General features: G+C 66.5%; 16 protein-coding genes. 8 read left to right on the forward strand and 8 right to left on the reverse strand.

What is annotated here, in order from left to right; translation table 11 throughout:
- From B3H47_RS11645 to thiL, 3 genes are all read right to left on the reverse strand, one after another.
- A partial coding sequence (locus B3H47_RS11645) for a CinA family protein (protein ID WP_286987086.1) occupies positions 1–265 on the reverse strand: 265 nt, incomplete at its 3' end.
- Positions 266–269: 4 nt separating this feature from the next.
- Positions 270–791, reverse strand: coding sequence for a phosphatidylglycerophosphatase A family protein (locus B3H47_RS11650; RefSeq protein WP_286987087.1), 522 nt, complete (start codon positions 789–791; stop codon positions 270–272).
- Positions 788–1,759: a thiamine-phosphate kinase gene (gene thiL, locus B3H47_RS11655; protein ID WP_276706864.1), complete on the reverse strand. Its 972-nt coding sequence runs from the start codon at positions 1,757–1,759 to the stop codon at positions 788–790. The genes B3H47_RS11650 and thiL overlap by 4 nt, the downstream gene beginning before the upstream one ends.
- A gap of 136 nt (positions 1,760–1,895) precedes the next feature.
- Between thiL and B3H47_RS11660 the strand changes: the two genes are divergently transcribed.
- The 3 genes from B3H47_RS11660 (at position 1,896) to B3H47_RS11670 (ending at position 5,377) form a co-directional block, all read left to right on the forward strand.
- The gene (locus B3H47_RS11660) at positions 1,896–4,184 is read left to right on the forward strand and encodes an NADP-dependent malic enzyme (RefSeq protein ID WP_286987088.1); all 2,289 of its coding nucleotides are present in this window, start codon (positions 1,896–1,898) and stop codon (positions 4,182–4,184) included.
- Between the two features lie 337 nt (positions 4,185–4,521).
- Positions 4,522–4,968 carry a ribonuclease domain-containing protein gene (locus B3H47_RS11665; RefSeq protein ID WP_156053923.1) on the forward strand — a complete coding sequence of 149 codons (447 nt, stop codon included), beginning with the start codon at positions 4,522–4,524 and terminating at the stop codon, positions 4,966–4,968.
- Positions 4,931–5,377 (forward strand): barstar family protein, encoded by a 447-nt coding sequence (locus B3H47_RS11670; protein ID WP_013121914.1) that lies wholly within the window; start codon positions 4,931–4,933, stop codon positions 5,375–5,377. Before B3H47_RS11665 ends, B3H47_RS11670 begins: the two co-directional genes overlap by 38 nt.
- A gap of 179 nt (positions 5,378–5,556) precedes the next feature.
- Here the strand turns inward: B3H47_RS11670 and rsmA are convergent, their stop codons facing one another.
- From rsmA to B3H47_RS11685, 3 genes are read right to left on the reverse strand one after another with little or no spacing between them, the layout of a single operon-like run.
- Positions 5,557–6,363, reverse strand: a complete 807-nt coding sequence (gene rsmA / locus B3H47_RS11675; RefSeq protein WP_286987089.1) for a 16S rRNA (adenine(1518)-N(6)/adenine(1519)-N(6))-dimethyltransferase RsmA — start codon at positions 6,361–6,363, stop codon at positions 5,557–5,559.
- Between the two features lie 27 nt (positions 6,364–6,390).
- A complete protein-coding gene (locus B3H47_RS11680) occupies positions 6,391–7,809 on the reverse strand; it encodes a peptidylprolyl isomerase (RefSeq protein ID WP_286987090.1) in 1,419 nt (472 codons plus the stop codon).
- Positions 7,802–10,087, reverse strand: coding sequence for an LPS-assembly protein LptD (locus tag B3H47_RS11685; RefSeq protein WP_286987091.1), 2,286 nt, complete (start codon positions 10,085–10,087; stop codon positions 7,802–7,804). Before B3H47_RS11685 ends, B3H47_RS11680 begins: the two co-directional genes overlap by 8 nt.
- A gap of 220 nt (positions 10,088–10,307) precedes the next feature.
- On the opposite strand from B3H47_RS11685, the gene B3H47_RS11690 reads away from it, so the two are divergent.
- The 3 genes from B3H47_RS11690 to B3H47_RS11700 are packed head-to-tail and all read left to right on the forward strand — an operon-like array spanning position 10,308 to position 13,488.
- Positions 10,308–11,336: an aminoglycoside phosphotransferase family protein gene (locus tag B3H47_RS11690; protein WP_286987132.1), complete on the forward strand. Its 1,029-nt coding sequence runs from the start codon at positions 10,308–10,310 to the stop codon at positions 11,334–11,336.
- A gap of 26 nt (positions 11,337–11,362) precedes the next feature.
- Entirely contained in the window at positions 11,363–12,049 is a 687-nt protein-coding gene (gene murU / locus B3H47_RS11695; RefSeq protein ID WP_156055271.1) for an N-acetylmuramate alpha-1-phosphate uridylyltransferase MurU, read from the forward strand.
- Positions 12,050–12,081: 32 nt separating this feature from the next.
- Positions 12,082–13,488 (forward strand): aminopeptidase P N-terminal domain-containing protein, encoded by a 1,407-nt coding sequence (locus tag B3H47_RS11700; RefSeq protein WP_286987092.1) that lies wholly within the window; start codon positions 12,082–12,084, stop codon positions 13,486–13,488.
- Positions 13,489–13,670: 182 nt separating this feature from the next.
- Here B3H47_RS11700 and B3H47_RS11705 read toward each other — a convergent pair whose 3' ends face one another.
- Both B3H47_RS11705 and B3H47_RS11710 read right to left on the reverse strand, forming a co-directional pair.
- Positions 13,671–14,474, reverse strand: coding sequence for a carbon-nitrogen hydrolase family protein (locus B3H47_RS11705; protein WP_286987093.1), 804 nt, complete (start codon positions 14,472–14,474; stop codon positions 13,671–13,673).
- 39 nt (positions 14,475–14,513) lie between these two features.
- The gene (locus tag B3H47_RS11710) at positions 14,514–18,794 is read right to left on the reverse strand and encodes a YhdP family protein (protein ID WP_286987094.1); all 4,281 of its coding nucleotides are present in this window, start codon (positions 18,792–18,794) and stop codon (positions 14,514–14,516) included.
- Between the two features lie 207 nt (positions 18,795–19,001).
- Here B3H47_RS11710 and glnE point away from each other — a divergent pair, with 207 nt between their 5' ends.
- Both glnE and B3H47_RS11720 read left to right on the forward strand, forming a co-directional pair.
- Positions 19,002–21,737, forward strand: coding sequence for a bifunctional [glutamate--ammonia ligase]-adenylyl-L-tyrosine phosphorylase/[glutamate--ammonia-ligase] adenylyltransferase (glnE, locus tag B3H47_RS11715; RefSeq protein ID WP_286987095.1), 2,736 nt, complete (start codon positions 19,002–19,004; stop codon positions 21,735–21,737).
- 216 nt (positions 21,738–21,953) lie between these two features.
- A complete protein-coding gene (locus tag B3H47_RS11720; protein ID WP_286987096.1) occupies positions 21,954–23,648 on the forward strand; it encodes a proton-conducting transporter membrane subunit in 1,695 nt (564 codons plus the stop codon).
- The last annotated feature ends 5 nt before the right edge of the window (positions 23,649–23,653 follow it).

Below are 23,653 nucleotides of genomic sequence, written 5' to 3' on the forward strand. Positions count from 1 at the left end.
TGCTCTCAACGCAGGCCTGACTGACCGCGCCATGGCGAATCAGTATCTCTTCGGGTACGCCGAGCAGACGCATCTTGACGCGGTTGTCATAGGCCACCACGCCGCCCTCGAACCAGCGCGAACTTCCCGCCACATCCGTCAGCGTGCTCGCCACTAGCCCGCCGGTGCAGGATTCGGCCGTGGCCAGCCGCCAGCCGCGCGCGCGGCTGGCCGCGCCGACCTCGGCTGCAAGGCGGCAAAGTGCGTCGAAGTCGGGCCGGGTCATGGACTCAAACCAGGGCGTAAAGCCGGATGCCCAGTGCCATGACCAGCAGCGTGAAAGCGGCGGCGATCAGGTCGTCGAGCATGATGCCCAAGCCCCCTTTCACATTTCGGTCGGCCCATCCTACGGCCAGCCATTTACCGGCGTCGAAAGCGCGAAACAATAGAAAAGCGGCCAGTTGCTCAGCCCAGCCCGCCGGGGTGACGAGCAGCAGAATCAGCCAGAAGGCGATGATCTCGTCCCACACCACGGGCGAGGCGTCTTCCAGGCCCAGCGCACGCGAGGTATGGCCGCAGGCCCAGATGCCGGCGACGGCGCCCACGCCGATGACCACAGCCCAGCTCAGCGGGCTCAGCCAGAGCGAAAGCAGTTCGTAGCTGGCCCAAGCGAACAGCGTGCCCGCAGTGCCCGGTGCGATGGGCGACAGGCCGCTGCCGAAACCCAGTGCGAGCACATGCAGGGGGTTGCGCCACATGAAGCGCCAGGAAGCGCCTTGTGCGGTGGCGGGAATGGGGGTGGGGGCAGTCATGGTGTGCGGAAATGGTCGAAGCCCGCATAGACATTGTCCAACACCTGTCCGCTCGCGTCGATCAGCCGCAGGCCCGGCTCGGCGTCGATGCGGCCGATGCGGGTGACGGGCGTGGCAGCCTGTGCCGCGGCGGCGGCAACGGTGTTGCGCGCTGCGGGTGGGGCGGTGAACAGGAGTTCGTAATCGTCGCCGCCCGCGAGTTGGCACAGGCGGCGGCGCTGCAGGGGTTGGGCGGCAAGCGCTGCGCTGGCCGGGCAGGCGTCGGCATCGACGGTGGCTCCCACCCTGCTTGCGCGCAGGAGGTGGCCGAGGTCGGCAAGCAGGCCATCGGAAATGTCGAGCGCGGCCTGCGCCACGCCCCGCAGCGCCAGACCGAGGGCGACGCGGGGTTCAGGGCGATCCATGCGCGCAAAAGTCACGGCTTGCGTCTGCGCATCCAGCGTCCATTGCCCCAGGCGATGACCCAGCGCCAGCCGGGCGTCGCCCACGGTGCCCGAGACCCAAAGGTCGTCACCGGGCCGCGCGCCGCTGCGCAGCAGCGCCTGGCCGCGTGGCACGAGTCCGAGCACGGTGATGCAGAGGTTGCGGGGGCCGCGGGTGGTGTCGCCGCCGACCAGCTCGATGTCGTGGCCTTCGGCCAAGGCGAACAGGCCGCGCGCAAAACCTTCGAGCCAGCGTGGATCGGCCTCAGGCAAGGCCAGCGCCAGGGTGAAGGCGTGCGGCCTTGCGCCCACGGCGGCCAGATCGGACAGGTTGACCGCCAGCGCCTTGTGTCCCAAAGCGACCGAATCGGCCCCGGGTAGGAAATGCCGACCTTCCACCAGCATGTCGCTGGAAATGGCGATTTGTTCATTTGCGGCGGGCGCGGCGAGCAAGGCGCAATCGTCGCCCACGCCTAAAGCGGCGCGGCGCACGGGCCGGGTGAAGTAGCGGGCGATGAGATCGAACTCGCCGAGCGGTGCAGTCATGGAAAGGCTATGCGATCAGAGGTGGTATGCACGCCATGTTCGCATATCGGTGCGCGGGCAGGCTCCTACAATACCCGTTTCCCGTGCGGCGACAAGATGCGAAACGTTCACGACGGCCGCGTGAGGAGGAGACTTCATGTCCAGCCCAGAAGACACCAAGGCCAAGCTGCGCCAAGCCGCGCTTGAGTATCACGAATTTCCCCGCCCCGGCAAACTCGCCGTCGTCGCCACCAAGCAGTTGTCCAATCAGCGCGATCTGGCGCTGGCCTATTCGCCGGGTGTGGCGTCGGCCTGCGAAGAAATCCAGTCCAAGCCCGATGATGCGTTTCGCTACACCGGGCGTGGCAACTTGGTTGCGGTGATCACCAACGGCACCGCGGTGCTGGGGCTGGGCGACATCGGCCCGCTGGCAGCCAAGCCGGTGATGGAAGGCAAGGCGGTGCTGTTCAAGAAGTTCGCGGGCATCGATGTGTTCGATATCGAAGTGAACGAAAAAGACCCGACCAAGCTGGTCGAGATCATCGCCGCGCTGGAGCCCACGTTCGGCGGCATCAACCTCGAAGACATCAAGGCCCCGGAGTGCTTCGAGGTCGAGCGCAAGTTGCGCACCCGCATGAGCATTCCGGTGTTCCACGACGACCAGCACGGCACGGCCATCATCGTCGGCGCGGCCATTCTCAATGGCCTGAAGGTGGTGGGCAAGGACATCGCCCAGGTCAAGCTGGTGTGCTCCGGCGCGGGCGCTGCGGCGCTGGCCTGCCTGAGCCTGCTGGTCGATCTGGGGCTGCCGCGCAAAAACATCTGGGTGAGCGATCTGGCCGGCGTGGTGTACGCGGGCCGCACCGAGCTGATGGACGAGGACAAACGCCGCTTCGCGCAAGACACCCCGGCGCGCACCCTGGCCGAGATCGTCGACGGTGCGGACGTGTTTCTCGGCCTGTCCGCAGGCGGCGTGCTCAAGCCCGAATACACCCTGCGGATGGCGGACAAGCCCATCATCCTGGCGCTGGCCAACCCCACGCCCGAAATCCTGCCGGAAGAGGCGCGCGCGGCGCGGCCTGATGCCATCATCGCCACGGGCCGGTCGGACTATCCGAACCAGGTCAACAACGTGCTGTGCTTCCCCTACATTTTCCGCGGTGCGCTCGACAGTGGCGCCACCACCATCACCGCCGAGATGGAAGTGGCCGCGGTGCGTGCCATCGCCGAGCTGGCGCAGGCTGAACAGAGCGACGTGGTGGCGGCCACTTATGTGGGTGAGCCGCTGCGTTTTGGCCCCGACTACCTGATTCCCAAACCCTTCGATCCGCGCCTGATGATCAAGATCGCCCCGGCAGTGGCCGAGGCGGCGGCGAAGAGTGGCGTGGCGCGCCGCCCCATCGCCGATCTGGACGCCTATCGCGACAGCCTGCAGCAGTTCGTCTATCAGTCCGGCGCGCTGATGCGCCCGATGTTCAGCATCGCCAAGAAGGCGGCGAAAAAGCGCATCGTCTATGCCGAGGGCGAGGACGAGCGCGTGCTGCGCGCCGTGCGCGTGGTGGTCGATGAGCACCTGGCCCGGCCCACTCTGGTGGGGCGTCCGGCGGTCATTGCCCAGCGCATCGAGCGTTTCGGTCTGCGGCTGGAACAAGAGCGCGATTACGACGTGGTCAACACCGATTTCGATCCGCGCTACCGCGATTTCTGGCAGAGCTACCACCAACTTGCGGGCCGCAAGGGCGTGACCCCGGCGATGGCCAAGATCGAAATGCGTCGGCGCCTGACCCTCATCAGCTCCATGATGCTGCACAAGGGCGAGGCCGACGGCATGCTCTGCGGCACCTGGGGCAATACCCACATCCACCTGCACTACATCGACCAGGTCATCGGTCGTCGTCCCGGCGCCAAGGTGTATGCGGCGATGAACGTGCTGGTGCTGCCCGGTCGGCAGGTGGCGCTGGTCGATACCCATGTCAACATCGACCCCAGCGCCGATGAAATTGCCGAAATCACCTGCATGGCGGCGCAGGAATTGCGCCGCTTCGGTATCGTTCCCAAGGTGGCCTTGCTGTCGCATTCCAATTTTGGCTCCTCTCCTGCGCCCAGCGCGCTGAAAATGCGCGAGGCGCTTGCCCTGCTGCGCGAGCGCGAACCCGATCTGGAAGTCGATGGCGAAATGCAGGGCGACACTGCGGTCGACCCGGTCTTGCGCGCCAGCCTGATGGTCGATTCCGCCCTCACTGGCGAAGCCAATCTGCTGGTGTTCCCCAATCTGGACGCGGCGAATATCTCCTACAACCTGCTCAAGGCCACCGCGGGCAACAACATCGCCATCGGCCCCGTTTTACTGGGGGCGGCCAAGCCCGTGCACATCCTCACCGCGTCCAGCACCGTGCGTCGCATCGTCAACATGACGGCGCTCACCGTCGCCGAGGCCAATCTTTGAGCGCCCCCAGGGCCGGGCACTCCCCACCCCAACCCTTCCCACAAGTGGGGAGAGAGTGATCTCGCCTCCCCCACGACGTGGGGGAGGTCGGGAGGGGACTGCCCAGCCCGCCCCTCGTGGGGGCTGAGGCCTGCGGCTCTTTGACCGTAAAACCTGCCTAAAAATTGGGCGAATCCTTGTGTTTCCGTGGCGATTTCGCTACGATTGCGCTTTAGCTGGTGTGCAGGGTCGAAGAATTTCATTATGGCCCAATACGCGAAACCGAACAGCATCAGCTGGTAATTTTCACGCAATTGCGTCCAATTTTCTCTAACGGTGCGGCTTTTGCCGCAGCAGCATGAATCGCCGGTGCATTCGTTCTACGCTGCAATCCCTGTTTTTTGCGGGGCTGCTGATTGCCACTTTGTCGCTTCTGGCATCAGGCGGAACCAGCGTGTGGCCTGCAGCCCAGGCGCGCGAAACGTCGCAATCGTCGCAAACCTCGGCACTGCAGGATATTCCAGTCATTTCCGTGGCCGACCTGCCGGTGCAGGCGCGAGACATGTTGAAGCGCATTGAACAAGGCGGCCCGTTCGAGGGATACAAGGACGGCGTCATTTTTGGAAACTATGAGCGGCTTTTGCCCTCAAAACGTCGTGGTTATTACCGCGAATACACCGTCCCGACTCCAGGCGCTCGCAACCGAGGGGCGCGCCGCATTGTGTGCGGAGGGGCCAAGCACCATCCCGATGTTTGTTACTACACCCATGATCACTATGCCAGTTTCCGACGCATCGCCCAATGATGCCGATCCCGCCGTGCTGCTCAAATCGGTACGGCCGAATATCGTGCAGTCGATCCGGGCTTACCGTGTTGCGCAGTTGCAAGACGCAGCCGAGACGACCGGCCAGCATTTTCTCTATGCCAACCTCGCCGAGGCGACCACCAAACAGGAAGTGCTGGAGACGATTGCGCGCTCCTTCCTGTTTCCCAAGCATTTCGGCAAAAACCTCGATGCCCTGCACGATTGCCTGACCGACGTGGTGCACGGCGGCGGGCCGCAGCCCGGTTTCGTGGTCGTGCTCGAGCAGCTACCGGCCACGCAGCGATTCGACAAGGAAGCGCGCGAAACGCTGCTCGACGTGTTCCGCGACGCGGCCGACTTCTGGGCGGAGCGTGGCATAGCCTTCAGGGTCTTCTATTCTTTTCTGTAACCCGCACTCCTGGCCGGGAGGAGATGCGGGGCGAAGCGGTACCGGAACCCAGAGTCAAGGCCGTCAAGGTCTGCACCCCGTGGGAAGGGGCTTGGGCGCAGCTCGTGGTTTGAGCCCCGCCTGATCTTTTCCTGCGGTGCTGGAGGTGGCGCAAGACACGTTTTGTCTTGCGCCATTTTTTATGGCGACGATGGAAGCGACTGAGCCAGCGCGATGTACTCGGCCGTGCTGACTTCCTCGGCGCGGCGCTGCAGATCGAAGTCGCCGGCATAGCCTTGGGTGTCGAGCCAGGGCCCTAGGCTGTGTCGCATCAATTTGCGGCGCTGGGAGAACGCGGCGGTCACCAGGGCGGAAAGCAGTTTGCGGTCGAGCCGCGGCAATTCCTGCACAGGCAGCGGGGTCATGCGAACCACCGCGGAATCGACCTTAGGCGGCGGATCGAAGGCTTCGGGCGGCACGTCGAGCAGATTGACCATGCGATAGCGCCACTGCAGCATGACCGAGAGTCGGCCGAAATCGCGACCACCCGGGGCGGCCACCATGCGGTCGATCACCTCTTTTTGCAGCATGAAGTGCTGATCGCGAACCTGCTCGGCCACATCCATGAGATGAAACAGCAGCGGCGTGGAAATGTTGTACGGCAGATTGCCAACCAGGCGCAGATCGGCGCCCAGGCTGGCGAAGTTGAAGTCGAGCGCGTCGGCCTCGATCAGTTCCACCTTGTCGGGCGCTTGCTTGCGCCAGCGTGCGGCGAGGTCGCGGTCGATTTCGACGGCGGCCAGGCGGGGAATGCGCTGCAAGAGCGCGAGCGTCAAGGCGCCCAGGCCGGGGCCGATTTCCACCAAGCGCTCGCCAGCCTGCGGGTTGATGCAGTCGACGATGCCCTGGATGATCTGCTGGTCGATGAGGAAATGCTGGCCGAAGCGCTTGCGCGCCACATGCGTGGTTTGCGCCGCCCCGCGCGGCCGGGCGGGCGGGTGCTTCATGCTGCTGAGCCCAGTCTGATGCGCCGATCAGTCATTTTCCGGAATGTGCACATAGGTGCGGGCGCGCACGTCGCGCACCAGCTCATCGAAGTCTTCCGCAGCCTTTTGACGTTGCAGCACTTCGCGCGCCAGCGCGCGTTTTTGCGACGCTTCGAGCGGTCGCACCGCGCGGTCAACCAGTTGCAGCAGCACGACCTTGTTGCCCATGACGATGGGCGCAGATACATCGCCTGGATTAAGGCGCTGCAACGTGGCGTCGAGCACGGGGTCGAGCTGCCCGGGCAAGACCCAGCCCAGCGCGCCGCCTTTGGCCGCCGTCGCGGGGTCTTGCGAAAGTTCGCGGGCCTTTTCGCTGAACTGCACCTTGCCGTTTTGCACCGCCTGCGCGATGGAGTCCAGCTCGGCCTTGGCGCGAATGCGCTGCGCGTCGGTGCCGGCGCTCAGCACGATTTCGCGCACCTCGCTTTGCATGGCCGTGGTGGGCGCGGCCGTCTCGCCGCTGACCTGCAGCAGCTTCAGGATGTGAAACCCGGCCGCGCTGCGGATGACGGGGCTGATCTGCCCGGGCTGCAGGTTGCGCACGGTGTCGACGAACAGCGTGGGCAGACGGTTGGCCGGGCGCATGCCCAGATCGCCGCCGCGCTTGGCGCCTTCGCCCTGAGAGTCTTGGGTGGCGAGCTGGGCGAAGTCGGCGCCCGCTTTCAGCTTGGCGTCGATGGCGTCGATTTTCTGTTTGACGGCGGCGACTTGCGCCTCGGTGGCGTTTTGCGCCACCGGCAAAAAGATCTGCGCGATGTCATAGGCGGCCTGCGGGCTGGCGGCGGCAGCGTCTTGTTTGGACAGGAACTCGTCGATTTCGCTTTCGGAAACCGTCGGCAGTTGCGCCATGCTGCGCTCACGCAATCGGCTGATGAGAATTTCGCGCTTGAGCTGATCGCGGTAAGTGCTCCAGCCCATGCCCTCTTTCTCGATGGCGCTGCGCAGTTCGGGCACGGTCAGCTTGTTGTTGCTCGCCACCTGGGCGATGGCGCGGTCGAGGGTGTCCTGGTTGACGCCCATGCCGATTTGCTCGGCATATTGCGCCAGCGCCACTTCGTCGATCATCTGGTTGAGCACCTGGCTGCGCAACTGCGCTGCAGACGGCAGTGTGGCGCCAGCGGCCTGCGCCTGCTGGCGTGTGGCTTCGACTCGCAGTTGCAGGTCGTAATCGGTGATCACCTGGTTGCCCACGATGGCAGCAATGCCATCGCTGGTGCGCGCACTGCTGAAGGTGGAGGGCAGCGCGGGCGGCGCTGCCATCGGTGGGACGGTGGCAGCAGCCGGTGCTGGCACCGACAAACCGCCCGCAGCGCCGGGAGGCAGCCGCAAACCCTGCGCCTGCGCACAGACGGCCAGAGAGGCCAGCATCATTGCCAGCAGGGCGCGTGGCGGAAGAGTCTTATTCATAGTTGGCAAAACGGCTCGGGGGCACGTTGGATTGCTTGAGGATCTGATAGCCGGGGATATTCTGCTTGAGCGCCGACAGCGGATTGTTGCCCAGCCGGGAAAAGCCGACGAGTTCGAGCTGGAAAAGGATGCGGGTATAAGCCGTGGCCTGGGTGAGCGAGTTGCGTTGCAGCACGATGCGGCCGATCCAGCAGCCGCCGTCGTATTCGAACCCCAGCAGGCCGTCGTTGAAGCGCTTGTCGAGAATGCTGTAGTTGGCCTGTCCCACCGAATACCAGCGCGGGCTGAGCTGCCATTGCCACGCCGTGTTGATGTAGCGCAGCGGAATCTGGCCCGATGCGGCGCTTTGGTACAGGTAGCTGGTGCTGATGGTTTTATACGGCCCGGGTGACCAGCGCGCGCCCGCGGAGATCTGCTGGCTTTGCTTGAGCCGCATGTTGTATTGCAGTGCGGCCTCCGCGCTCCAGTGTGTGCTGAGGTTGGCGCTGGCCAGCGCGAAGGTGTCGTTCAGCCCGGCCGGAATGGGATTGCCGCTGAGCACGACCCGCTGCGGCGCGAACAACACCCGCTGCGCTAGGGTGAGTCGCCCGAGTTCGACGCCGGTCCGCGGGTCGAGAAGACGCGAGGTGACGCCGCCGGTGAGGTTGTTGGCGTCAGCGATGCGATCAACGCCCGAGAACACGTTGTCGGTGTAGATGGTAGACAGGTTCAGGTCGAGGTCTGCGCTGTCGAAGTTCGGCAGGTTCTGCTGGTTTCGATAAGGCGTATAGACGTAGTAGAGCCGCGGCTCCAGGGTCTGCGTGAGCGCGCGGCCGAACAGCGAGGTGGGGCGCTCGAACACCAGGCCGCTGTCGAGGCTGAAGGTCGGCACCGAGCGGTCGGCGGTGGTGGCGCCGCCGGTCATCGCCGTGTCGGTGACGTAGCGGGTGAAGTTGAACGACAGCTTGGGCGTGATAAAGCCGCCGGGACGCACCACCGGATAGCTGATCTGCGGGTTGAGGTAGAGCCGGTCGCCCGAAATCGCGGTGGGGTTGGTGAAGCGGGTCAGCGCCGAGTCGAACTGCCAGCTCAGGCCGCTGTAGTTCGCGCTCTGCAAATGGGTGTAGAGCTGGGGCTGCTGGTTGTAGGGCACGCCGATCGGAGCCGCGGTGTTTTGCAGCGTCTGCCAGCGGTTCACGCTGAGCTGCATATAGCCCAGCGGCAGACCGTAGGTGAGGCTGCCTTGTTGCGGCAGGGTGCGGTTGGAGCCGATGACCGGGTTGACGCCGCCGAAGTCTTGCCACCAGTTGTCGTCGGACACCTGCTGGTAGTTCACCGCGTAGCTCAGGCCGTGGCCGAGGCCGCCGTTCTGCTGCAGATAACCGGCCCAGCGACTGTTGCCGCTGTCGCTGCTGTCCGAAGGCAGCAGGTCGAACTGGCTGCGGCCCGAAAACGTCGGCTCGAGCCAGCGCGTGGCCAAGCTGCCCATGAAGCCGCGACGCAGAATGACGCGCGGCGTGAGCGTGGCGTCGTAATTGGGGGCGATGTTCCAGTAGTACGGCACCGCGAGGTCGACGCCGTTGCGGCTGTCCACGCCCAGCGTGGGCGGCAGCCAGCCCGACTTGCGCGCATCGCTCAGCGGAAAGCTAGCGTAGGGCAGCGGCAGGATGGTGGCGCCCTTGAACACCACGCGGGCGTCGCGCGCCACGCCGGTGTTGTCGGCCAGGTTCAGGTCGAGATGCGTGGCCTGCACGAACCAGTCCACCGGGCTGGCGGTGCAGGTGGTGTAGGTGGCGTTGTCGGCTTTGAGGTGGTCGCGGCCGAGAAAGTCGATGTTGTCGGCGTGGCCGTGCCCCTGCGTGACGCGAAAGTAATAGTCGGCGTCGGGCATCTGGCCGCGATAGGTGTCGAGCTGCATGCGCAGCGCCGGGCCGGTGAACAAATTGCCGTCGCGCAGCACCCGCACGTTGCCGTTGGCCACAGCCTCGTTCTCGACAAAGTAGTAGCGCAGGCGGTCGGTCTTGATCACGATGCTGTGCTTGCGCAGTTGCACGTCGCCGGTGGCGTGGACATAGATATTGTTCTGTCCGGTAATTTTGTCAGCGATGACGAACAGCGGTTCGAAGGCCTCGGCCTGCGCGGGCAGGCGCTGCAGCAAATCCAGGCTGGGCGTGAGCTGCAGCGGGGCGGAGGCAGGTGTTGCCTCTTGCGCCTGCGCCGTGACATCCCAGCCCAGTGCGAGCGCCAGCATCAGGAGGGTGAGGCGCGGAAGGCGGCGGGACGGCGGGGGAAAAGGCACGGGGATCAGGTGGGAGGCGGGCTTATAACGGCGAACCGCGGCGGATCGCCCGGCCAGTCGATCGATTCGGGCCGCAACGGTGCCTAAAATGCCAGCGGATTATAGGGAGTGCCCCCAGACCTGCCGCGTTCGCGCCAGGCTCCCGAGGGGAATGAGAAAACTTGGGGCGACCCGGCGTTTTCTCATGAGCTCTTCCTTCCTGTCTTGTCCATCCCATTCCATGTCCGCCACCGACCCCGACACCCGCGCCCAGGCCCTGCAACATTGGTTGCAGGACATCGCCCCGGCGCACCAGTTGCAGCTCGAGAGCCTGCAGCCCGCTTCCAGCGACGCCAGCTTCCGCCGCTACTTCCGTGTTCAGGCGGCGGGAGGTTCGCGGATCGTGATGGACGCACCGCCGCCGATGGAAAACGTGCGGCCCTTCGTGCGCATCGCCCAACTGCTGGCCGAAGGCGGCGTGCAGGCGCCGCAGGTGCTGGAGCAAGACGTGGCGCAGGGTTTTTTGTTGCTCACCGATCTGGGGCAGACCACCTATCTGCAGGCTATCAATGCCCAGCCTGATCGCGCCGACGGCCTGATGCGCGACGCGCTCGGCGCGCTGGTCTCGCTGCAGCGCATCGACGGCGCGGGCGTCGTGCCGGTTTACGACGCGGCCCTGCTGCAGCGCGAACTCGATCTGTTTCCGGAGTGGTTTGTGCAGCGTCACCACGGCCATGTGCTCAGCGACGTGCAAAGCACCGCGCTGCAGGGCCTATTCGCCGCACTGATCGCTAACAACCTGGCGCAACCGCAGGTGTTGGTGCACCGCGACTGGCACAGCCGCAATCTGATGGTCACGCCCGAGCGCAACCCCGGCGTGCTCGACTTTCAGGATGCAGTGATCGGCCCCATCACCTACGACCTGGTCTCGCTGCTGCGCGACGCCTATATCGCCTGGCCCGAAGAGCAGCAGCTCGACTGGGCCATCCGCTACTGGGAGCGCGCCCGCAAGGTCGGACTGCCGGTGGCGGCCGACGCCGCCGACTTCTATCGCGACCTCGACTGGATGGGCCTGCAGCGCGCGCTCAAGGTGCTGGGCATCTTCGCCCGGCTGTATCACCGCGACGGCAAGGCGCAGTATCTCGGCGATCTGCCGGTGGTGCTGCAACACACCCGGCTGGTGGCGGCGCGCTACGGCGCCTTCAAGCCCTTGCTGCAGTTGCTCGACCAGATCGAGCGGCGCAGCCCGCTGGTGGGCTACACCTTCTGAACGTGAACAGCCTGCCCAAGCGCGCCATGATTCTTGCCGCCGGACGCGGGCAGCGCATGCGGCCCCTCACCGACGCTTGCCCCAAGCCCCTGCTGGCCGTGGGGGGCAAGCCGCTGATCGTCTGGCAGATCGAACGCTTGGCCGCGGGCGGCTGGCGCGACCTCGTCATCAACACCGGCTGGCTGGGGGAGCAGATTCCCGCTGCGCTGGGCGACGGCAGCGCCTGGGGCGTGCGCCTGCGCTACTCGCCCGAGCCCGCGCAGGCTTATGAGACCGGCGGCGGCATCGCCACCGCCCTGCCCCTGCTCGGCGCCGCGCCCTTCCTCGTGGTCAGCGCCGACATCTACACCCCATTCGATTACGCGAGCCTGCACGCACCGGCCGACACCATCGCCGCCGATCCGCAGCACACCGCGGCGCATCTCGTGCTCACCCCCAACCCCGAACACAACCGCGACGGCGACATGGCGCTGGACGCGCAGGGCCGCATCCGGCGCGAGGGCGCGCGGCTGAACTACGGCAATATCGGCGTGTTCCACCCCGCGCTGTTCGCCGGGCAGCCCCGGGCGCAAGCCTGGAAACTGTTTCCCTGGCTTTATGGCGCGGCCGATGCCGGGCGGGTGAGCGGCGAAGTGTTCAGCGGCCCCTGGCACAACGTCGGCACGCCCGAACAATTGGCCGCGCTGGATGCGCAATTGCGCGGCGCAGGCTAGGCTTGCATCCATTGCCTTTTTCGAACACGCTCATGCCCGATTCCAATCTGCTCGTCCGCTGCGCCACCCGCCGCGCTGAAGTGGTGCGCCAGCTCGCCGCCGCTGGCGGCGGTGTTGCCTTGCTGCCCACCGCACCCGAGGCCCTGCGCAACCGCGACGCCGACTATCCCTACCGGCACGACAGCTATTTCTACTACCTCACAGGCTTCACCGAGCCGCACAGCCTGCTGGCGCTGCAGGTGACCGCTTCGGGCAGTAGCCGCAGCGTGCTGTTCTGCCGCGACAAAGACGTGGAGCGCGAAATCTGGGACGGCTTCCGTTGGGGCCCGGAAGCCGCGCGCGAGGCCTTCGGCTTCGACGCGGCGCTGTCCATCAACAGCCTTGAGACCGAGCTGCCCAAGCTGCTCGCCGACCAGCCTGCGGTGTGGTGGCCCTTCGCCGTGCACGCGGGGCTGGAGACCCAGGTGGAACGCTGGCTGGCGGCCGTGCGCGCCCAGACCCGCGCCGGGGTGACCGCGCCGCGCACCCAGCACGATCTGTGCGCCATCCTCGACGACATGCGGCTGTTCAAAGATCCGTATGAACTGGACGTGATCCGCCGCGTCTCAACCATCTCCGCACAAGGTCACATTCGCGCCATGCAGGCCAGCCGCCGCGGCCTGTTGCAACCGCCGTCGCAAGGTCTGCGCGAATATCACCTCGAAGCCGAACTGCTGCACGCCTTTCGTCAGGGCGGATCGCAAGCCCCGGCCTACGGCTCCATCGTCGCCGCGGGCGCCAATGCCTGCGTGCTGCACTACCGCGCCAGCGACGCCCCGGTGCGCGCGGGCGACCTGGTGCTGATCGACGCCGCCTGCGAGCTCGACGGCTACGCCAGCGACATCACCCGCACCTTCCCCGCCGACGGTCGCTTCACCGGGGCGCAGCGCGCGCTGTACGAGGTGGTGCTCGCCGCGCAATCGGCCGCGATTGAGGCCAGCGTCCAAGGCGCCCGCTTCACCGACCCGCACGACGCCGCCTTGCGCATTCTGGCGCAGGGTCTGCTCGATCATGGCCTAATTGCGCGCAACGCCGCGCCCGATGTGGACGCCGTCATCGCCACCGGCGCCTATAAGCGCTTTTACATGCACCGCACCAGCCACTGGATGGGCATGGACGTGCACGACTGCGGCGACTACGCCGAGCCGGGGCAAGCGATCGAAATCCAGCCCGACGGCAGCCGCAAACGCCCCGCGCGCATCCTGCGCGAAGCCATGGTGCTCACCATCGAGCCGGGTTTGTACGTGCGCGCGGCCGACGACCTGCCCGCCGAATTTCACGGCATCGGCATCCGCATCGAAGACGATATCGCCGTGCGCGCTGACGGCCAGCCCTGCGAGGTACTCACCGCAGCAGCCCCCAAAACCGTGGCCGACATCGAAGCCGTGATGCGGGGTTGAGCGCCCGGGCAAGCGGCCTGTGATGCGTTCGAGCTGCCCCGGCAGCGCTGCAGGAGAGCCGACATGGCCATCGTGACCACGCGCAACCGCTCGCGGCGCATCGAAAATAAGTCCAGAGCGTGATCCGTGAGTTTCGCGTCGCGGTTTATTGAGCTATCCGCAGCGCTGGGGCATCACCCAAATCACACCACCCGATGCCCCAGTGCGGGCAGGCTTTCGCGGTGTCTGGCGATGCGGTCGCGATCCAGGGTGGCGGTGACCACGGCCTCGCCTTCAGCCTGCATCGCCAGCACGTCGCCCCAAGGGTCGATGACCATGCTGTGGCCCCAGGTGCGGCGGCCGTTTTGGTGCACGCCGCCTTGCGCGCAGCCGACGACGTAAGCGAGGTTTTCGATGGCGCGGGCGCGCAGCAGCACTTCCCAATGCTTTTCGCCGGTGGTGTGGGTGAATGCGGCGGGCAGCAGGTAGGCATCGCACGCGGACCCCTCAGACAGCGCCCGAAACAGCTCGGGAAAGCGCAGGTCGTAGCAGATGGCGAGTCCCATGCGCCAGCCTTCGCAGTCGAACGCCACGGGCTGGGCGCCGGGGGTGATGCTGTCGGCTTCGGCGTAGCGCTCAGTGCCGCGCTGGAAGGCGAACAGGTGCATTTTGTCGTAGCGCGCGGCCAGTTCGCCCGCGGGGTTGAACACCAGGGTGGAGTTGAGTACGCGGTTGGGGTCGGGGCTTTCCAGCGGCAGGGTGCCGCCGACGACCCACAGGCCGAGGCGGCGGGCGGTGCTGGCAAGAAAGTCTTGGATCGGGCCGCTGCCGGGTTTTTCGCGCACGCGCACTTTGTCGGCGTCGGTCTGGCCCATGAGGCAGAAATATTCGGGCAGCACGGCCAGCCGCGCGCCTTGGGCCGCGGCCTGTTCGAGCAGGCTTTGGGCGCGTTGCAGATTGGCGGCAACGGAGGTGCCGGAAACCATTTGAAGGGCGGCAATTTTCATGGCGGCATGCAGTGAATCGGTGGATGGCCCCAGCTTACGTCAGGGCGTGGCGGGTGCGGCGTCTGCGGGTTTGGGGGCGTTCAGCGAGGCTTCGGTGACGATGGGGGTGAGCCAGGTGCCGGTGATGTCGTACACATGGGTGAAGGCGCGCGCCAGGGGTTCGCGGGCGATGTATTGCGCCAGGAAAGTGCCCAGACCGATGACGGGGTTGATCAGGGCATAAGCCAGCGAGGCCGCGCCGGCGTTGATGTTGGGCACGACGACCACGCGCAGATTCTGCGTTTCGGCGGCCAGGTTGGTGCTGCCTTCGATGCGCACCGAAGCGGCCACACCGCTCATGCGGAAGTCGCGGGTGGTGGCGATGCCGCTGGCCACGTTCACGTCGGCGTCGACCTTGTCGAAGGCGAAGCCGGACGAGAACAGGTCGCGGAAATCGAGGGTGAAGCGGCGCGGCAGGCTTTGCAGACTGAGCACGCCCAGCAGCTTGGCGATGCCGGGGTCGGCCTTGAGAAATTGGCCCTGCCCGAGCTGCAGATTGAACTGCCCGTCCAGGCTGGGAAAGTCCAGACTCAGCGGCGAGCCCAGCCAGGCCAGGTTGCCGCTGATGTCGCCCTTGCCGCCTTTGAGCAGGCCCGGTTTGCCCAGGGTGGCGAGCAGGCTGCCGGCGTCAAGGATGTCGAGCTTGAACTGCATGGTCGTGCGCCGCGCGGGCGAGGCGGAATCGGTGCTGCCGGGCGCGGTGAGTTGCGTACCCACGCTGGACCAGGCGCCGCTGCCGCTGAGCACGCCGCCGGGCGCGGAGAGCTGGAAGTGGGTGAGCTGCCACACCTTGCTGTCATCGACCCGGCCACGGTTGACGGCCTGTACTTCGAGACGGGTGAAGTGGTGGCCGTGCAGATCGACGTTGTCGGCCACGATGTCCAGCGCGGGAATGCTCTTGGGTTGTTCGTCGAGCAGGTTTTCCACGTCGGAGTCGCTCGACTTGGGGAGTTCCAGCCGCGCCAGCCGGGCGCTCAGGGTGCCGGGGTTGCTGCCGCTGCCGATCTGCCAGCCGATATAACCCGACATCTGGCGCGAGTTCACATTGGCCTGCAGCAGATCGCCGCTGCGGTTGCCGCCGATCACGACCTGATTGATCACGCGGTGCATCAGCGTGAGGCGGCCGATGTCCAGCGCTGCGGTGGTGGGCAGCAGCCCGATCAGCCCGCGATCACTGTTCGCGCGAAACACCACGGGCGTCTGCGCCGAGGTGTCGGGCAGCAGGGGTTTGATTGCGGCTTCCCAGGCATCGAGATCGAGCAGCGGCAGTTGCACATTGGCCTGCACGCCGGAGCTGGGTTGCGGCAACGCGACCTGCGGGCCGATGGCCAGTGCGCCGCTGAGCACGCGAAAATCTTCTGCCGACGCGCTGGAGCCCGCTGCCGCGGGCAGCGGATCTTCCAGCGCGTAGCGGGCGCGGGCGATGCCGCCCAGGTCGATCTGCACCATATTGCGGCGGGCGCCATTCGGGGCGGCAGGCAGCGGGGTGCGGGTGTAGAGCAGCGACTCGGGCGCATCCGCAGGCTTGCCCAGCGGCGGCGGCAGGTTGATGGCGACCCCCGCCAGATTGCTGCGCAGTTCCAGCGTGGGTTCCGGTGAGGCGCCGGGCTGCGCGGCTCCGGAGGGACTGGCGCTGCGACGCGGCTGGGTGATGCGCAGGGTATAGGTGGACTGGCCCTGCAACACTTTGCCCAGCGTCTGCATCCACTGCGGCTGGGCGGCGCGCAGCCCGGCGCTGCTGAAGCCGCCGCTGGCGAGCAACTGCAGCGGCTCGCCCGGTTGCTGGCCGCCGCTGAGCTGAACCGCGCCGCCCAGCACATCCGGGGCTTTGAGCGCCACACGGAAGCCGTCGTGGGTGAAATCGACCGTGCCGCGCACCTGGTTGAAGCGGGGCAGATCGCGGCTCCACAGCACGTCCACGCCTTGCAGCGTGGCCTGCCCCTTGACGGTGGCGGCCTCCATGTCGCCGAGCGGGAGCTTGAGGGCGATGTCCAGCGCCATCGGCCCTTGCGCCTGGACGTGGTCGAACACGCCGCCGAGTTGCCGGTTGACCGGGCTGTCGAGCAGGTAGCGCAGCGCATCGCTGGCGGGCGCCTGCGCCTTGCCGCTGATGCTCAGCACGCCGCGGTTGAAACTGGGCAGGCTGCCATTGACCGCGCTGAGCCGCGCGCCATACGCCTGCGCCGAGGCGTTGCGCACTTCGAGGCTGTGCGAGGTGATGCGCAGCAGGCCGTTGACCTGGGTGAGTTCCGGCCACTGCGCGTTGGCGTGCACCGTAGCGGCGCTGGCGGTCTGCCCCGGCGGCAACAGGCTGCGCGGCGCGTAGTTGAGCACGCCGTCCTCGATCTGCGCGCTCACCTCGAAGGTGCCGCCAAAAGAGCCATCCTTGGCCTGGACGTCGAAGGGGAAGTCTTCGAGCGGGCCCTTGACCGCAAACTCCACGTTCTGCGCCCTGCCCGCGGCGATGGCGCTGCGCAGGTAATCGCGGGTGTGCAGGGGAATGTCGATGGGCAGATAGCGCCACACCGCGCGGGCGTCGGCGCGGCTGAGCTGCCCCTGCAGGTCGATACTGCCCATGCCTTTGGCCGCGCCGCGCCAGCTCAGCGTGGCCTGGCCCGCCGCATCGGCGTTGGCGAAATCCAAGCGCTGGGCGTTGACCAGCCACTGCCCGGTTTTGTCGCGCTTCCAGTCGAGGTCGGCGCGCAGGGTGTCGAAGCCCAGCCGGGCCGGGGCGTAGATCAGCGGCAGATCGAGCGCACCGCCGCGGCTGAGCTGGATTTGCGCCTTGCCGCCTTGCTGCGTGGCGCTGAGCGTGCCTGAGAGTCCGCTGACGCCGGGCAGATCGGCCGGGAGTTGCAGCACTTTTGCGGCCGCCTTACCCCGGTCGATCAGCGGGCCGGGGTTGGCCGGGGGCGTGAGCTCTCCGCTGCCTGCCGGGCTGTTCCAGCGCAGGTCGGCAAACTGGGTTTGCAGTTGATAGCTCGGCGGCAGGCCGGTGGGCGCCACGCCCTTGGGCCAGCTCGCCTGCGCGGTGAACGCGGCGACCCGGCCCTGCGGCTGCAGGGCAGCCAGTCGCGCGTGCCACAGCGCGGGCAGCGGCAGGCGCTGTGCCAGGGCCGAGAGGGTGCCCAGGTCGAGCGCGCCAGTCTGCAGCCGCGCCTGCGTGGCGCCGCCCTTGGGCTGCTGCCATTGCCAGTCGATGGTGACGGGCGCCAGGCTTTGGCCCTGCGCGGTGCGGAACTGCAAGTTCTGCAGACTGGCGTTTTCGCCACCGGGCAGCGGCGCCCAGGTCATGCGGGTGGATAAGGTGTCGAGCACGAAGGGGGGTAATGAGGCAGGCAAGGCGGGCGGTAAGGGGCCGGGGGTCTTGCTGGGGGCGAGCTGCAGGGCGACGCCGCGCAGCGCCAGATCGGCGGTGAAGGCGGTGGGCGCGGCTTTGTCGAGCTGCGCCCAGGCGCGCACGGAGCCGCGTCCGGTCTGTGTGGTGGCGGGCAGGGTCAGCGGCAACTGGGGCTGCAGCGCGGCGAGATCGACATTGGATGCCTCGCCGTACAGCGTGCCCTTCCAGCGCGAAAAATCGGCGGTATGGCGCAGAAAGAACGGTTGACGGAAGCTGGCGCGCAGATCGATGGGGCCGCCAAAACCTGCTGGCGGCGTGGCGGTGAGTGCGGCGCGGTGGGTGAGCAGGGTATTGCGCAACAGCAGGTTGACTTGGGTGAGCGGCAGCGGCGGGGCGTGCTGCGCGGCGTTTTCCCAGGTGAGGCGGCTGTCGAGAATCAGGATTTCGTCCTGCTCGAACAGCCAGTCGGCGAACTGCTGCGCGGCGTCGCTTTGGCCGCTGCTGTGCAGCGCGATGCGTATGCCGCCGATCTCCAGATGGTTGGCGTCGGGCCGGGTGACGGTGAGGTCGGCGCCGCGGATCACCAGTTGATCGAAGGTGGGGGTGAGGCGGGTCAGGCTTTTCCACGAGGGCGTGGCTTCAACGGCGGCGAACTGCAGAGCGGGCTGGCCCTGCGGGCCGTCGATGCGCACATCGCGCAGGGCGAACTGCGGCATCAGCCCGTGCCATTGCGTCTGGATCGCGCCGATATGCACCGGCAGCCCCAGCGCCTGGCTGCTGACCTGCTCGACCCAGGGGCGGAACTGTTGTGCATTGGGCAGCACGGCGTAGCGCAAGGTCAGCAAGCCCGCGCCGAGCACGAAATACACCGTGAGCACGAGCAGAACAGCCGCCTCAAAGATGCGGGTGGAGGCGCGCAGCGAAAGATGGAGCAGAGACAAGGCGGATGCGCTGGGAGAAAAAACGAAATTGGAGCGAAACGTCGGAATCGATGGTAGTCAAACGCCATGGCGCTCCCTGCAGGAATGACCGGGATTTGCGCCGCGTCTTCGATTCCTGCGCTGGGGCGTCAGACACTGGCGAGGCCCGGTGCAGCCTTGTCTGCGCTGGCCTATGCTCCGCCTTCATCGCAGTTGCAGGATGGTCCAATGGAGTTGTCGCAGTTTTCACGCTTTTATCGTCGCCATGTCGGGCGGTTCGACGAGGTGCTGGCCTGCTGGCCGCAGGGCATTCCCGCGCGGGGCGAGATCGACGCCGCCATCGCCGCCTTGCACCAAGCCGGCGCGCCGCTCCCTACGGTATTGCGACGGGTGCGCAATGCGCTGATGCTGCGTCTGATCGAATCCGATCTGGCGGGCGCGCCGCTGGAAGCCATCTGCATCGGCATCAGCGATCTGGCCGAAAGCGTGGTGGCGGCCGGGTTGCGGGCGGCGCATGCCGAGCTGCAGCCGCGTTTTGGCGTGCCGCGCACCGAGACCGGCGAGGCGGCGCAGTTTCTCGTGGTCGGCATGGGCAAGCTGGGCGGGCGCGAGCTCAATGTGTCGTCCGACATCGATCTGGTGTTCGTGTACGACGAAGACGGCCAGACCGATGGCGCTGCGCCGCTGAGCAACCGCGAATACTTCGGCCGCGTGGTGCGCGCCTTCGTGCCCTTGCTGTCGGACGTGACGGGCGACGGCTTCGTCTTCCGCGTCGATACCCGGCTGCGGCCCAACGGCGATAGCGGCCCGCCAGTGGTCAGCTTGGCCATGCTCGAAGAATATTTTTTGGTGCAGGGGCGCGAGTGGGAGCGGTTCGCCTGGCTCAAGTCGCGCGTGGTTTCGCCGCTCGACACGCCTCAGGCACAGCGCGCCGCGCAGGGGCTGGCGGCGGTGGTCGAGCCCTTCGTCTGGCGACGCTATCTCGACTTCGGCATGCTCGAAGCCCTGCGCGCGCTGCATCGGCAGATTCGCGCCGAGGCCACCAAACGCGCCGCCGCCCGGCCCGACAAAGCCAACGATGTCAAGCTGGGCCGGGGCGGTATTCGCGAAATCGAATTCACCGTGCAACTGCTGCAGGTGGTGCGCGGCGGGCGCATGCCGCAGATTCGCGAAAGCGCCACCCTGCCTGCACTGCAATTGCTCGTCGCCCACGACCTGCTGCAGGCTGAAGCGGCCGAGCGGCTGGCGTCGAGCTACCGCTTTTTGCGCCGCCTGGAACATCGCATTCAATACCTCGACGACGCGCAGACCCACAGCATGCCGTCTGAAGACGCCGACCTGCACGCCCTGGCCTGGTCGATGGGCTTCGTCGATGACGACGCCAGCCAGCGCGCTGGCTGCCCCAAGGGCTGCAAGCTGTTGCGCGAACTCGACCAGGTGCGCGAATTCGTCGCCAGCGAGTTCGACGCCTTGCTGCACAACGGTCCGCAATGCACCGGCTGCAGCAAGCCGCCAGAAAGCATGGACGCGGTGCGGCATCGGCTGGCCAAGGCCGGCTTGGCACACGACGCCGTCGTCGCGCGGCTCAAGGCGCTTGAAACCTCGCCGCGCTACAGCGCTTTGAGCGACACCGGGCGGCTGCGGCTGCTGCGCGTGCTCGACCGGGTGATCGGCATGGCCGCCGAGCGCGCCACCGCCGAAGTGTGCCTGACCCGCGTCATCGACCTGCTCGAAGCCATCGGGCGGCGCGAAACCTATCTGGCGTTTTTCGCCGAGCAGCCCGCCGCGCTGGCGCGGCTGTGCAATGTGCTCGAAACCTCGGCCTGGGCCGCCGATTACATCAAGCGCCACCCCGCCGTGGTGGACGAACTCATCACCCCGCCGAGCGAGCGCTTCAACGCCGCGGACTATCGGCTCGGCTTGCTGCGACACCACGCGCAACTGGCGGAGCGCGGGCGCTGGGATGCCGGCGAGGGCATGGACTTGCTGCGGCAAGGCTTTCACGCCGAAATGTTCCGCACCCTGTCGCGCGATCTGGCCGGGCTCATCAAGGTCGAGCAGGTGGCCGACGAACTCTCCGCCCTGGCCGATGCCACCGTGCAACTGGCGCTGGAATGGTGCTGGAAGGAACTGCCGCAGCGCCACCGCGAACAGCCCGCCTTCGCCGTGATCGCCTACGGCAAACTCGGCGGCAAGGAACTGGGCTACGGCAGCGATCTCGACATCGTCTTTCTCTACGACGACAGCGCGGACGGGGCGCAAGAAATCTACGCCGCCTTCGCCCGCAAGCTGGTGTGGTGGCTCACCGCGCACACCGCCGCAGGCCGTCTGTTCGAGATCGACACCCGGCTGCGCCCCAACGGCAACGCCGGGCTGCTGGTCACCAGCGTCGAGGCCTTCGACGCCTACCAGCGCGGCCGCGGCAGCAACACCGCGTGGACCTGGGAACATCAGGCGCTCACCCGGGCGCGCTGCTGCGCGGGCGATCTGGCCATCGGCGCGCGCTTCGAGGCCATCCGCACCGCCGTGCTCACCACCCGGCGCGATGCGGACGCGCTGCGCACTGAAATCCTCGCCATGCGGCAGAAAGTGGCCGACGGCCACCCCAACCCCAGCGGCCTGTTCGACGTCAAGCACGACGCAGGTGGCATGGTCGATGTCGAATTCGCCGTGCAGTATCTGGTGCTGGCACACGCCGCCGACTACCCGCAGCTCACCGCCGACCTCGGCAACATCGCCCTGCTCGGCATGGCCGAGGCGCTGGGCCTGCTGCCCGCCGGGGTCGGCCGACCCGCGGCCGACGCCTACCGCGAACTCCGCCGCATCCAGCACCGCGAACGCCTGGCCGGGGCCGATGCCGCCCGCGTGGCCGCAGACACGCTGCAGGCCCAGCGCGCCGCGGTGCACGCGCTCACCCGCGCGGTGTTCGGCGCGCAGCGGGTGGCGCAAGAGGCCGAGGCGTAGGCGAGTTCGGTTTGCGTCCCGGCCTTTCTGTTCAGGATAGCTGAACAGAAAGACAAAATTTATCAATTTTCCTTACCTAAAGCCGCCCTTAGGATGACTCCTGCCGTCGGCTTATGCAGGGCGGTCCTCTTGTTGCGGCGGCCTGAGCAAGGTTTCGCAGGCTGCCGCTCCCCTTCGATCTGTTGCAGCAGACTTCCGTGCGAAAGCCCCAAGCCGATGAACTGGATTGATGTTGCCGTGCTGGCCCTGCCAGCCTTGCCCCTGCTGTCCGCTGCCCTGATTCCCCTGTTATCCGGAGGCCATCAACGTCGCGCGGCGCGCTGGAGCATCGTGTTCACCACGCTCACGTTGCTGGTGGCGCTGGTGCTGCTGGTGCAGCATTTGCGCGGCGCGCAGGGGCAGTCGCTGTTTGTCGGCGTGCAGAGTATCGGACTGCTGCTCGATCCGCTGAGTCTGGCCATGTCGGTGCTGGTGGCGGGCATCAGCCTGATCGTGCATGTGTATTCGCTGAATTACATGGCCGATGAGCCCGGTTATGTGCGCTTTTTCTCCCTGCTCGATCTGATGACGGCGACCATCCTGCTGATGGTCAGCGCAGGCGATCTGATCACGCTGCTGGTGGCGTGGTTTGCCGTGGGGCAGTTGCTGTATTTCCTGTTGGGGCACAACACCCAGCGCGAGGTCACCGGGCGCTACGCCTTCTGGACGTTCATCACCTACCGTTTGGGCGACCTACCTTTGGTGGGTGCTGCGTTGTTGCTGGTCAAAGCCTATGGGGCGTGGGATCTGCCCACGCTGTTCGCGCGCGTCGCCGCCGATCCGCATCTGCAACTGGGCGGCGTGGCCGTGGTGCCGGTGGCCGCTCTGCTGGTGGCTCTGGCGGCTTTTGCGCGCTCGGCCCAGTTTCCGCTGCACATCTGGCTGCCCTACACCATGGACGGCCCCACGCCCGTGTCGGCGTTGATGCACGCGGGCATCGTCAATGCGGGCGGCTTTCTGTTCAACCGCTTCGCACCGCTGCTGATCCACGCGCCGGACGTGTTGCACCTGGCTTTCGTCGTCGGCTTGGTCACGGCCTTGCTCGGCTCGGCGCTGATGCTCACGCAAAACGACATCAAGAAGTCGTTGGGCTACTCCACCATGGGCCAGATGGGCTTCATGATCATGGAGTGCGGCCTGGGGGCGTTTTCACTGGCGGTGTATCACCTCATTGCGCACGGTCTGTTCAAAGCCACGCTGTTTCTTGGCTCGGGCAATGTCATTGGCGACACCCGGCGCGATGACGGCGTGCCCGCCGATGACATCTACACCTTCGTGGTCGAACGGCGCCCGCTGCGTGCGGTGAAGGTGCCCTGGCTGCTGGCCGCGACGATCACGGTGCTGGTGCCCGCTGTGGTGCTCGGGCTGTCGCACTGGCTGGTGGCCGCCGACTTCTTCCACAAACAGGGCGCAATCGTGCTGCTGTTCTTTGGCTGGGTCACGGGGGCGCAGGTGTTTTTCTCCATCCACAAGCTGCCCAGCGAGAACCCTTGGCGTTCGCTGACCCTGATTTTTTTGTCTTTCCTCATCGTGGTCGTGGGCTACACCCTGATCGCCCACGCGTTTGAGACCTTCCTTTATCCCGATCCGGTGTTGCGCGACGCCACCTATGCCGCGGCGGGCATCAACCTGTTGGCTTTCGATCTGATGATCATTTTCTTCACTCTGGTGCTGGTCGGCGCCTGGCTGGTGACGTTTTATGCGCAATCGCTCGATCTGGAAGGGCGGCAGGGCACGCTGTGGAACGCCATTTATCTCAATCTCTACGCCCTGTTTTCGCGCGAGTTCTACATCTCCGACATCTACACCCAGATGTCGAGCGCCACGGTCGCGGCGTCCAAGCGGGTGAACGTCTGGCTGCGCTGGGTTTGAGGGAA

This window comes from Thiomonas sp. UBA7699 (assembly GCF_002482605.1).
Taxonomy (GTDB): domain Bacteria; phylum Pseudomonadota; class Gammaproteobacteria; order Burkholderiales; family Burkholderiaceae_C; genus Thiomonas; species Thiomonas arsenitoxydans.

Excerpts from the sequence above, each read along its gene's own strand:
- B3H47_RS11650 (WP_286987087.1), bottom strand. The coding sequence starts at position 791 with ATGACTGCCCCCACCCCCATTCCCGCCACCGCACAAGGCGCTTCCTGG.
- thiL (WP_276706864.1), bottom strand. The coding sequence starts at position 1,759 with ATGACTGCACCGCTCGGCGAGTTCGATCTCATCGCCCGCTACTTCACC.
- B3H47_RS11660 (WP_286987088.1), top strand. The coding sequence starts at position 1,896 with ATGTCCAGCCCAGAAGACACCAAGGCCAAGCTGCGCCAAGCCGCGCTT.
- B3H47_RS11665 (WP_156053923.1), top strand. The coding sequence starts at position 4,522 with ATGAATCGCCGGTGCATTCGTTCTACGCTGCAATCCCTGTTTTTTGCG.
- B3H47_RS11670 (WP_013121914.1), top strand. The coding sequence starts at position 4,931 with ATGATCACTATGCCAGTTTCCGACGCATCGCCCAATGATGCCGATCCC.
- rsmA (WP_286987089.1), bottom strand. The coding sequence starts at position 6,363 with ATGAAGCACCCGCCCGCCCGGCCGCGCGGGGCGGCGCAAACCACGCAT.
- B3H47_RS11680 (WP_286987090.1), bottom strand. The coding sequence starts at position 7,809 with ATGAATAAGACTCTTCCGCCACGCGCCCTGCTGGCAATGATGCTGGCC.
- B3H47_RS11690 (WP_286987132.1), top strand. The coding sequence starts at position 10,308 with ATGTCCGCCACCGACCCCGACACCCGCGCCCAGGCCCTGCAACATTGG.
- murU (WP_156055271.1), top strand. The coding sequence starts at position 11,363 with ATGATTCTTGCCGCCGGACGCGGGCAGCGCATGCGGCCCCTCACCGAC.
- B3H47_RS11700 (WP_286987092.1), top strand. The coding sequence starts at position 12,082 with ATGCCCGATTCCAATCTGCTCGTCCGCTGCGCCACCCGCCGCGCTGAA.
- B3H47_RS11705 (WP_286987093.1), bottom strand. The coding sequence starts at position 14,474 with ATGAAAATTGCCGCCCTTCAAATGGTTTCCGGCACCTCCGTTGCCGCC.
- glnE (WP_286987095.1), top strand. The coding sequence starts at position 19,002 with ATGGAGTTGTCGCAGTTTTCACGCTTTTATCGTCGCCATGTCGGGCGG.
- B3H47_RS11720 (WP_286987096.1), top strand. The coding sequence starts at position 21,954 with ATGAACTGGATTGATGTTGCCGTGCTGGCCCTGCCAGCCTTGCCCCTG.